Source organism: Phenylobacterium sp., from assembly GCF_046290725.1.
Taxonomy (GTDB): Bacteria; Pseudomonadota; Alphaproteobacteria; order Caulobacterales; family Caulobacteraceae; genus Phenylobacterium.
The window spans coordinates 1,954,198-1,964,657 of record NZ_JBKBUH010000001.1 but is presented as its reverse complement, the minus strand read 5'-3'; the positions used below and the strand labels follow the sequence as shown (position 1 = coordinate 1,964,657).

Below are 10,460 nucleotides of genomic sequence, written 5' to 3'. Positions count from 1 at the left end.
GCCATGTCCCTCTCCTATCGCGCCCTGGCGGTGCTGCTTTCCTATCCGACCGAGCAGGTCCGGGCCCTGATCCCCGACGCCGCGGCGGTGCTCAGCGAGGACGCGCGCATTCCGGCCCCTGTGCAGCGTGCGATCGCGAAGCTCGCCCAGGAGCTGATCACCGGCGACCTCTATGAGGACCAGGAACGCTATGTCTGGCTGTTCGACCGGACCCGGTCGCTGTCGCTGAACCTCTACGAGCACGTCCACGGCGAGAGCCGTGACCGCGGCCAGGCCATGGTCGCCCTACTGGAGCTCTATCGCAGCAAGGGCCTGGAGCTCTCGGCGAACGAACTGCCGGACCACCTGCCGGTGTTCCTGGAGTTCCTGTCGACCCTGCCGGAGCCCGAGGCCGCCTCCCTGCTGGGCGAGGCGGCGCACGTCCTGTCGGCCCTCGGCGAGCGGCTGCACAAGCGCGGCAGCCCCTATCGCGCCTTGTTCGGCGCGCTCACGGCCCTGGCCGCCGATCCGGCGGACGCCGAAGCCCTGGCCGCCCTGATGGCGGAGCCGGATGACAATCCCGACGACCTCGAGGCCATGGACAAGCTCTGGGCCGAGACCGCCGTGACCTTCGGCCCCTCCGACGTCGGCTGCCCGAAGGCCGATGCGCTGGTCAAAGCCATGAACGCCAACCCACCGCCTGCGCCCCGCCGCGCCGGCGCCGCGGCCTGAGGAGACCGCCATGGACCTCAATCAGATCGTCTTCGGCGTCTATCCCTATATCGCGCTGGCCGTGCTGGTGCTCGGCTCCGTCATCCGGTTCGACCGCGAGCCCTATACCTGGCGTACGGGCTCGTCCCAGCTCCTGCGGCGAAAGCAGCTGGTCGCCGGCTCGGTGATGTTCCACCTGGGCGTGCTGGCCATCTTCGCCGGGCACTTCGTGGGCCTGCTGACCCCCATCTGGGTCTTCGACGCCCTGGGCGTCAGCCACGAGTTCAAGCAGATGCTGGCCATCGTCGCCGGCGGCGCGGCGGGCCTCCTGGCCCTGGCCGGCGGACTGCTGCTGCTGCACCGGCGGCTGTTCGACCCGCGAATCCGCAAGACCTCCAGCTTCGGCGACACCGCCATCCTGGCGATCCTGATGATCCAGCTGTGCCTCGGCCTGGCCACCATCCCCCTGTCGCTGCAACACCGCAGCGGCGAGGAAATGGTCAAGTTCATGAGCTGGGCCCAGGGGATCTTCACCTTCCGGGCTGGCAGCGCCGACTTCGTCGCCGACGTGCACTGGATCTTCAAGGCGCACCTGGCGCTGGGCCTGACCATCCTGCTGGTCTTTCCCTTCACCCGTCTGGTGCACATGCTCTCCGCGCCGGTCTGGTATCTGAACCGCCGCGGCTGGCAGCTGGTCCGCACCAAGCGGGTCCTGCCTCGCAAGCCCGAGCCGCTGGCCCCCGCCTACCCCCTCACCCCGGCCGTCCGCCCGACGGCGGCCGCCAACCGGCTGGAGGCCGCGGAGTAAGATGCGCGCCATCGTCGTCGACGGGGTCGAGATCCCCGAATCCCTGCTGGCCCAAGAGGTCCAGAACCACCCCGCCGCCTCGGCCGCCGAGGCGAGGGCCGCGGCGGGCCACGCCCTGGCGATCCGCGCCCTGCTGTTGCAAAAGGCGCGGGAGCTCGGCCTCGCCGCCGAGCCGGAATTCGACTCCGCCGGGCGCGAGGAGACCGCCGAGGAGGCGCTGGTCCGCGCCGTCCTCGACCAGGAGGTGGAGGTCGCCCCCCCGACCGAGGCCGAGTGCCGCCGGGTCTATGAGGCCGAGCGCGCCCGCTTCCGCACGCCGGCGCTCTACGAGGCCTCTCACATCCTGGTCGAGGCCCGCGGCGCCGACGAGGCCGCCCTGGCCGTCGCCCGCGCCACCGCCGCACGCCTGATCGAGATCCTGAACGCCGGCGGCCGCAGCTTCGCGGACCTGGCGCGAGAAGCCTCCGACTGCTCGTCGGCGGCCATGGGCGGCTCCCTGGGCCAGCTCAAGGCCGGCGATCTGGTCCCCGAGGTGGAAGATGTGCTGACCGCCATGCAGCCGGGCGAGGTCGCTCCCGAGCCCGTCCTCTCCCGCTTCGGCTGGCACGTCCTGAAACTCGACCGCCGCGTCGAGGGTCGCGACCTGCCGTTCGAGCTGGTCCATGAGCGCATCGCCCTGCACCTGGAGAGCCGGGCCTGGACGGCCGCCGCCGCCCGCTACGTCGCCGACCTCGCGGCGCAGGCGAGATCCCAGGGCGTGGCCCTGACCCTCACCCCCGAAGGGGGCGTGCGGAACGGCTCGGCCACGCTCGGCGACTTCCTTGGCGACCTGGGCGCGGCCCAGCGGCTGGAGCCGTGGCTGGAGAGCGTCGACGCCGACCTCCTGCGCCGCTTGCGCCACGCCGCCGCCAGCGCCGAGACCCCCGTGGGCGACTTCGTGCAGGCCGCCATGGCCGAGTTCGTGGCGGACGCCTCCGACGAACGCTGGACCAACCTGATCTCGGCCGCCCGCGATGCGGAGGATCCGGCGCTGGCCTGCCTGGCGGCCGTACTCCGCTCCAAGCTCGTCCCCGCCAAGCAGACCTTCACCCTCATCCGCAGAGTTCAATCGTGACCGCGTTCAAAGCCCGCCTTGCCGGCGGCGCCTGCATCCTCGCCCTCGCCGCGCCGGGGCTCGCCTTCGCCGACGCCCCGAAGGGCGACTTCATCCTCGACATGCGCCTGCGCGCTGAGACCGTCGACCAGGACGGTTTCGGCAAGGACGCCCAGGCCCTGACCCTGCGCACGCGCCTCGGCTACGAGACGCCCGCCTGGCGCGGCTTCAAGGTGCTGGTGGAGGGCGAGAACGTCACGGCCCTGGTCGACGACTACAACAGCACCACCAACGGCCGCCTCGCCTACCCGGTCGTGTCCGATCCGGAGACCACCGAGCTGAACCGAGCCCAGATTTCCTGGAAGGGCGAGAAGGCCGAGGCCGTCGTCGGCCGCCAGCGGATCATCCTTGGGAACGCCCGCTTCGTCGGCAATGTCGGCTTCCGCCAGAACGAACAGACCTTTGACGCCGCCCGCATCACGGCGCGCCCTTATGAGGGCGTCACCCTCGCCTATGCCTATGTGGACCGGGTCCACCGGGTGTTCGGCGACGATCATCCGCAGGGGGAGTGGGACAGCGACTCCCACCTGCTGCAGGCCGATTTCAAGACCAAGGCCGGCCAGCTGACCGGCTATGCGCAACTGTTGGCCTTCGAGACCGCGCCGGCCCAGTCGAGCTCCACCTGGGGCGTCCGCTTCGCAGGCGTGCGCCCGCTGTCGAGCGGCCTGGGCGTCTCCTACGAGGCCGAACTGGCCCGCCAGACGGACTATCGCAACAGCCCGGCGGACTTCGAACTCGGCTACGCCGCGGGGAGCCTGGGCCTAACCTCCGGCCCGCGCTGGGCCTCGCTGGGCTTCGAGCGGCTGGACGGGAACGGCCGGCGCGGCTTTCAGACCCCGCTCGCCACCCTGCATGCGTTTCAGGGTTGGGCCGACGTGTTCCTGACCACGCCGGCGACGGGGGTTCGCGACGTGAACCTCAAGGCCGGAACCACCTGGAAACTCGGCCCGGCCGCCAAGCCGGTGCGCCTGCAGGCCGCCCTCCACGACTTCACCGACGACGACGGCTCGGTCCGCTACGGCCGCGAACTCGACCTGCTGGCGGCCGTGCCGCTCACCAAGAACCTCACCGCCGAGGCCAAGGCCGCCGTCTTCGACGGCGCGCGGCCCGCCTATCCGGACCGGACCAAGGTCTGGTTCACCCTGGAGCTCAAGTACTAGCCCGTCGCCAAGGAGGCGCCGATGAGCACCCCGCAATTCCAAGTGATCGACGAGGTTTCCCCGGGCCTGATGAACGACCCGCTGGACTGGTTCTTCGCCGAACACCACCGGCACCGTCAGTTCTGCCGCCTGGTTGAGCAGGTGGCGCAGGCGCAGGCGTTCGACGGCGAGACCGTCACGCGCGTGGTCGAGTTCCTGCGCCACGACCTGGCCCTGCACATCATCGACGAGGAAGAGGATCTGTTCCCCCTCCTGCGCCGCCGCGCCGTCGCCGAGGACGGCGTGGAACACGTGCTGGGGCGGCTCTCGGCCGAACATAAGACCGACGGGGACCTGGCTGCGACGGTGCGCGAACGGCTCGAGGCCTGCCTAGAGCGCCGGACCGCGCCCAGCGCCGACCCGCAGACGCGCCAGGCCCTGCTGGCCTTTTCGGCCCAGGAGCTCCAGCACCTGGCGCTGGAGAACGCCGTCGTGCTGCCGCTGGCGCGGCTTCGACTGTCCCCCCGCGACCTCAAAGGCCTTGGCCGGCGGCTCGCCGCCCGCCGCGGCCAGATGCTGGAGCTCATCCCGGCATGATCGAGGACCTGTTCGACAACAACATCCGCTGGGCCGCATCGCGCGCGCGAGTCGACCCGGAATACTTCCGCCGCCTGGCCGCGCAACAGTCGCCGGAATATCTGTGGATCGGATGCGCCGACAGCCGTGTGCCGGCCAACGAGATCGTGGGCCTCGACCCCGGCGAGCTGTTCGTGCACCGCAACGTCGCCAACCTCGCCCCACCCCAGGACGCCAACTTCCTTTCGGTCCTGCAGTTCGCTGTCGAGGTCCTGAAAGTCCGGCACGTGATCGTCTGCGGCCACTATGGCTGCGGCGGGGTGCGGGCGGCCATGTCGGGCGAGCGCCACGGCCTCATCGACCACTGGCTCCAGCCGGTGAGCACGCTCTGCCGACGCCATGCCCACGCTCTGGAGGCCATCGAGGACCTCGACGCCCGCGTGAACGCGCTCTGCGAAAAGAACGTGCTGGCCCAGGTGGCGAGCGTGGCCGAGAATCCCTTCGTCCAGGACGCCTGGCGACGCGGCCAGCCGCTTTCGGTGCATGGCTGGATCTATTCGATCCAGGACGGCCTGTTGCGCGATCTGGAGACCACGGTGGACGGCCGGGAGGCGGCCCTGAGGCTGCTCGACGGCGACGGGACACGCGCGCCGGCTCCGCCCGCCCTGGCCGCCGTCAGCTAGCCTCGCCGCCCAGTTCGCCCAGCCGCCCGCGCATGAGCTGCAGGATCGCCGAGAAGTCCTTGCCGCCGTGGCCCAGGCGCTCGAACAGGGCGTAGAGGCCCTCGGCCTGGGCGCCCATGGGCGTCGCCGCTCCGGCCGCCGCGGCGGCCTGCTGGGCGAGTTTCAGGTCCTTCAGCATCATCGCCGTGGCGAAGCCCCCGCTGTAGCCGCGGTTCGAGGGCGCCGCCTCCACCGGGCCCGGCCAGGGATAGTAGCTGGTGATCGACCAGCACTGGCCCGAGGACTTCGACGCAATCTCGAAGAACCGCTCCGGATCGAGGCCGAGCTTCTCGGCGAGCGCGATGGCCTCGCACACCCCGATCATCGAGATGCCGAGCACCATGTTGTTGCAGATCTTGGCCGCCTGGCCCGCGCCATGGTCGCCGGCCCGGATGACCGCCCGCGCCATAGGCTGCAGCGCCGCCTCGACGGGGGTGAAATCCGCCTCGTCGCAGCCGACCATGAAGGCCAGGGTTCCGGCGTCGGCCGCGGCCGTGCCGCCGGAGACCGGAGCGTCGGCGAAGCGGAATCCGGCCTTACGCGCCTGCCCGGCCACGGCGCGGGCGCTCTCCACATCGATGGTCGAGCAGTCGATCAGCAGCGCGCCAGGCGCGGCGTGCGGCAGAATCTGTTCGGCATAGACCGAGCGCACGTGCGGGCCGGCGGGCAGCATGGTGATCACCACTTCGGCGCTCGCCACCGCCTCGGCCGCCGAGGCCGAAGGGAAGCAGCCGGCGGCCTTAGCTCGGTCCAGCGCGGCGGCCGAAAGGTCGAAGGCGATCACCTCCCGCCCGGCCTTGGCCTGGTTGACGGCCATGCCGCCGCCCATGTTGCCCAGGCCAATGAACGCGATGCGGATTGGGGCTTCAGCGGACACGGGTCATCACCTTTCCTTCGTCCAGGTGCTCCACGCGCCATTCGGTGGCCGGCGCATACTTCCGGACGGTTTTCAGATAGCGGTCGGGACGGCGGACATTGACCACGCAGGAGCCGCCCACCGGCAGCTTCAGCAGGCGCTCGGTGATGTCGCCATAGGTCTTGGACATCGCGCCGCCCCCCTTAGCGCATCGTGGGGATCACGAAGCTGGAATCGGCGTGGGCGTCGCCCTCCGGCCAGCGGGCGGTGATGGTCTTGACCTTGGTGTAGAACCGCACCCCTTCCAGGCCGTGCTGATTGACGTCGCCGAAGGCCGAGCGCTTCCAGCCGCCGAAGGTGTGGTAGGCGACGGGCACCGGGATCGGCACGTTGATCCCCACCATGCCCACCTGGACGCGGCTGGCGAATTCGCGCGCCGCGCGGCCGTTGCGGGTGAAGATGGCCACGCCGTTGCCGTACTGGTGCTGGCTCGGCAGGGCCAGAGCTTCCTCGAAGCTCTCGGCGCGGACCATCTGCAGGACCGGACCGAAGATCTCCTCCTGATAGGTGCGCATCGCCGGCTTCACCCGGTCGAAGAAGGACGGACCGATGAAGAAGCCTTTCTCGAACCCCTGGAGCGAGAACCCCCGGCCGTCGACAACCAGCTCGGCGCCCTCGTCGACGCCCAGTTGGATGTAGTCGGCGATCTTCTGGCGATGGGCGGCCGAGACCACCGGGCCGTATTGGGCGGCCGTATCGGTCGAGACGCCGACCTTCAGGGTCTCGATCTCCGAAAGAAGGCGCTCGCGCAGGGCCTCGGCGGTCTTGGCGCCGACCGGCACCGTCACCGGCAAGGCCATGCAGCGCTCGCCGGCCGACCCGTAGGCCGCGCCCACCAGGTCCTTCACCGTCTGGTCGAGGTCGGCGTCGGGCAGGACGATCCCGTGGTTCTTGGCCCCGCCCATGGCCTGGACGCGTTTTCCGTGCGCCGTGCCGGTCCGGTAGACATAGTGGGCGATGTCGGAGGAGCCGACGAAGCTGACGGCGGCGATGTCCGGATGCTCCAGGATGGCGTCGACGGCCGCCTTGTCGCCGTGCACGACGTTCAGCACGCTGGCCAGGTCCATGCCGAGATTGGCGCCGGCCTCCATGAACAGCTCGGCCAGGCGCACCGGCACGCTCGGGTCCTTCTCCGACGGCTTCAGGACGAAGGTGTTGCCGACCGCGATGGCGATGCCGAACATCCACATCGGGATCATGGCGGGGAAGTTGAACGGCGTGACGCCCGCACAGACCCCCAGCGGCTGACGCATGGAATAGACGTCGATCCCCGGTCCCGCGCCCTCCGTGTACTCGCCTTTCAGAGCGTGGGGGATGCCGCAGGCGAACTCGATCACCTCAAGGCCGCGCTGGATGTCGCCCTTGGAGTCGGCGATCACCTTGCCGTGCTCGGACGAGAGCAGGGCCGCTAGCTCGTCCATCCGCGCCTCTACCAGACGCTTGAACTCGAACATCACCCGCGCCCGGCGCTGGGGATTGACTGCAGCCCAGGCGGGCTGGGCCGCCGCGGCGGCCCGGACGGCCGCGTCCACCTCGGCCGGGGTGGCGAGCGCCACCCGCGCCTGCACCTCGCCGATATTGGGGTCGAAGACCTCGCCGAAGCGGCCGGAGGCGCCGGCCACGGCCGCGCCGGAGACGAAGTGGGAGATCTCGCGCATGACGTTTCCTCTGTTTCCCAAGCGCTAACATTGCGCGGGCGTGATAGGTCCAGCAAAGTTGCAACTCAGATCATGCAATTCTGCAGGAGCCGATGTTCGACTGGGACGATCTGCGGATTTTCGTCGCCGCCGCACGCAGCGGATCGCTGGGCGCGGCGGGCCAGCGCCTGGGCATCGACGCCGCCACCGTGGGCCGGCGCGTCGCGCGGCTCGAGAGCGCCCTGAAGTCCACCCTAGTCGTGCGCTCGCCCTCGGGTCTGCAACTCACCGCCGCGGGCGCCCAGCTCTTCGAGATCGGCCTCGACGCCGAGGCGGCCATGACGGCTGCGGCGCGGGTGGCCCAGCCCGATCTGGTGGCCGGCACGGTGCGGATCAGCGCCTCGGAAGGCTTCGGGGCGGCGATCCTGGCGCCTGCTCTCCCGGCGTTGGCCCGCGCCCATCCAGGTCTTCGCATCCACCTGGCGGCGACGGCGGGCTTCCTCTCGCCCAGCCGGCGGGAGGTGGACATGGCGATCACGCTCGGCCCGCCGGACGCCCATCGCCTGGTGGTCGAGCCGCTGACCCACTACCAGCTCGCCCTCTACGCCTCGCAGGCCTACCTGGAAGAAGCCGGTGCGCCGGGAACGGTGGACGACCTGCCCCAGCGCCGGATCGTCGGCTATGTGGACGACCTGATCTATGCGCCGGAACTGCGCTATCTGGACGAGGTGCGGCCGGGCCTGGCGCCCACCCTCGCCTCCTCCTCCATCCGCGCCCAGCGGGAGATGCTGCTGGCGGGCGGCGGGATCGGCGTCCTGCCCTGCTTCATGAGCGCGGGGCTGGTCCGGGTCCTGCCCCAGGTGATGCTCTCGCGCCGCTTCTGGATCAGCGTTCACCCGGACGTCCACGAGACCGCCCGCGCCCGGGCGGTCCGCCGCTGGCTGGAGGCGTTAGTGAGGGACGAGCAGGAAAGGCTCTCGCCCTACGCCTGAGCCGCTTCAGTGGTTGTCGCGCGGCACGCCGAATGTCTGAGCCACGGCGCGATAGCCGACCGCCGCCTCCAGCACCGCGCCGTCGCCAAGCTGGCCGACATTTGCACGGTGCAGGTGCTGCCACGGCGTCTGGGAGGCCGGGAAGCCGTATCCGCCGGCCGCCTCCAGCGCCGCGCGTCGCTCGGCCAGCGCCGCCTCCGACAGCAGGACGTCCACCCGGCGCGCCCTCAGGTCCACCCGCACCCGGTCGCCGGTCCGCAGCAGGGCGAGCCCGCCGCCCGCCGCCGCCTCCGGCGAGGCGTTGAGGATCGAGGGCGAGCCTGAGGTGCCCGACTGCCGCCCGTCGCCCATGCAGGGCAGCTCGGTCACCCCGCGTTTGATCAGGTAGTCCGGCGGCCGCATGTTCACCACCTCCGCGGCGCCCGGATAGCCGATGGGGCCGGCGCCCCGCATCACCAGGATCGTCCCCTCGTCGATCCCGAGCGACGGGTCGTCGATCCGGGCGTGATAGTCCTCCGGCCCGTCGAACACCGCCACCGGCCCCTCGAAGGCGTCGGGATCGTTCGGATCGCAAAGGTAGCGCTCGCGGAAGGCCGGGCCGATGACGCTGGTCTTCATAATGGCGGAGTCGAACAGGTTGCCGCTCAGCACCACGAAGCCGGCCTGGGTCATCAAGGGTCGGTCGAAGGGCCGGATCACCTCCGGCAGGGCGATCCGCACGTCCCGACAGTTCTCGCCGAGGGTCTTGCCGTTGACGGTCAGGCAGCCTTCGCGGATCAGGCCCTGGCGCATGAGTTCGGCCACCACGGCGGGCACGCCGCCGGCCTGATAGTAGTCTTCGCCCAGATACTCCCCAGCCGGCTGCAGGTTCACCAGCAGCGGCACCTCATGGCCGTGCGTCTGCCAGTCTTCCAGGCCGAGCTCGACCCCGGCATGGCGCGCGATCGCCGCCAGGTGGATCGGCGCGTTGGTGGATCCGCCGATGGCCGAGTTCACGACGATGGCGTTCAAGAACGCGTCACGGGTCAGGATGTCGGAGGGCTTTAAGTCCTCGCGCACCATCTCCACGATCCGCTTGCCGGTGGCGTAGGCGACCTGCTGACGATCGCGATAGGGGGCCGGAATCGCCGCCGAGCCGGGCAGCTGCATGCCCAGGGCCTCGGCCAACGAGTTCATGGTGGTGGCGGTGCCCATGGTGTTGCAATAGCCGGTGGAGGGCGCCGAAGCCGCCACCAGGTCGATGAAGCCGCGATAGTCGATCTCGCCCGCGGCCAGCATCTCCCGCGCCTTCCAGACGATGGTTCCCGACCCGACGCGCCGGCCGTCGCGCCAGCCGTTCAGCATCGGACCGACCGAAAGGGCTATGGCCGGGATGTTCACCGTCGCCGCCGCCATCAGACAGGCCGGCGTGGTCTTGTCGCAGCCGATGGTCAGCACCACCCCGTCGAGCGGGTAGCCGTAGAGCACCTCGACCAGGCCCAGATAGGCGAGATTGCGATCGAGGCCCGCCGTGGGACGCTTGCCCGTCTCCTGGATGGGGTGAACCGGGAACTCGAAGGCGATTCCGCCGGCTTCCCGGATCCCCTCGCGCACCCGCTCGGCCAGGACCAGATGGTGACGGTTGCAGGGCGACAGATCCGAGCCGGTCTGGGCGATGCCGATGATCGGCCTGCCCGACTGCAGCTCCTCCCGGGTAAGGCCGTAATTCAGATAGCGCTCCAGATAGAGCGCCGTCATGTCCGGGTTGTCGGGGTTGTCGAACCAGGCCTGCGACCGAAGCCGCCGCCGGTCGCCCTTCGCTACGCGTTCCGAAGTCGTCAAGTTCCG

11 protein-coding genes are annotated in these 10,460 nt (G+C 70.3%); 7 read left to right on the top strand and 4 right to left on the bottom strand.

All coding sequences use genetic code 11. The annotated features are described in order from the left end of the window. The first annotated feature begins 3 nt into the window (after positions 1-3). Genes narJ through ACK41C_RS10165 form a run of 6 tightly spaced genes read left to right on the top strand, consistent with a single transcriptional unit; the run spans position 4 to position 5,049 of the window. Entirely contained in the window at positions 4-711 is a 708-nt protein-coding gene (gene narJ / locus ACK41C_RS10190; protein ID WP_409653363.1) for a nitrate reductase molybdenum cofactor assembly chaperone, read from the top strand. Positions 712-721: 10 nt separating this feature from the next. Then, positions 722-1,498 carry a respiratory nitrate reductase subunit gamma gene (narI, locus tag ACK41C_RS10185; protein ID WP_409653362.1) on the top strand — a complete coding sequence of 259 codons (777 nt, stop codon included), beginning with the start codon at positions 722-724 and terminating at the stop codon, positions 1,496-1,498. 1 nt (position 1,499) lies between these two features. Beyond that, complete coding sequence (locus ACK41C_RS10180) at positions 1,500-2,612, top strand: peptidylprolyl isomerase (protein WP_409653361.1); 1,113 nt, start codon at positions 1,500-1,502, stop codon at positions 2,610-2,612. Then, positions 2,609-3,811, top strand: coding sequence for a hypothetical protein (locus ACK41C_RS10175; RefSeq protein WP_409653359.1), 1,203 nt, complete (start codon positions 2,609-2,611; stop codon positions 3,809-3,811). The genes ACK41C_RS10180 and ACK41C_RS10175 overlap by 4 nt, the downstream gene beginning before the upstream one ends. A 21-nt stretch (positions 3,812-3,832) precedes the next feature. Then, complete coding sequence (locus ACK41C_RS10170) at positions 3,833-4,387, top strand: hemerythrin domain-containing protein (protein ID WP_409653358.1); 555 nt, start codon at positions 3,833-3,835, stop codon at positions 4,385-4,387. Beyond that, positions 4,384-5,049: a carbonic anhydrase gene (locus ACK41C_RS10165; protein WP_409653357.1), complete on the top strand. Its 666-nt coding sequence runs from the start codon at positions 4,384-4,386 to the stop codon at positions 5,047-5,049. Before ACK41C_RS10170 ends, ACK41C_RS10165 begins: the two co-directional genes overlap by 4 nt. Here the strand turns inward: ACK41C_RS10165 and mmsB are convergent. The 3 genes from mmsB to ACK41C_RS10150 are packed head-to-tail and all read right to left on the bottom strand — an operon-like array spanning position 5,042 to position 7,662. Beyond that, complete coding sequence (gene mmsB / locus ACK41C_RS10160) at positions 5,042-5,947, bottom strand: 3-hydroxyisobutyrate dehydrogenase (protein WP_409653987.1); 906 nt, start codon at positions 5,945-5,947, stop codon at positions 5,042-5,044. The genes ACK41C_RS10165 and mmsB overlap by 8 nt on opposite strands. Positions 5,948-5,954: 7 nt before the next feature. Then, positions 5,955-6,134, bottom strand: a complete 180-nt coding sequence (locus ACK41C_RS10155) for a hypothetical protein (RefSeq protein WP_409653356.1) — start codon at positions 6,132-6,134, stop codon at positions 5,955-5,957. A gap of 13 nt (positions 6,135-6,147) precedes the next feature. Beyond that, the gene (locus tag ACK41C_RS10150; protein ID WP_409653355.1) at positions 6,148-7,662 is read right to left on the bottom strand and encodes a CoA-acylating methylmalonate-semialdehyde dehydrogenase; all 1,515 of its coding nucleotides are present in this window, start codon (positions 7,660-7,662) and stop codon (positions 6,148-6,150) included. A 92-nt stretch (positions 7,663-7,754) separates the two neighbouring features. Between ACK41C_RS10150 and ACK41C_RS10145 the strand changes: the two genes are divergently transcribed. Further along, entirely contained in the window at positions 7,755-8,633 is an 879-nt protein-coding gene (locus tag ACK41C_RS10145; protein WP_409653354.1) for a LysR family transcriptional regulator, read from the top strand. A gap of 6 nt (positions 8,634-8,639) precedes the next feature. On the opposite strand, the gene ACK41C_RS10140 is transcribed toward ACK41C_RS10145, so the two are convergent. Further along, entirely contained in the window at positions 8,640-10,370 is a 1,731-nt protein-coding gene (locus tag ACK41C_RS10140; protein ID WP_409653984.1) for an IlvD/Edd family dehydratase, read from the bottom strand. Between the last annotated feature and the right edge of the window lie 90 nt (positions 10,371-10,460).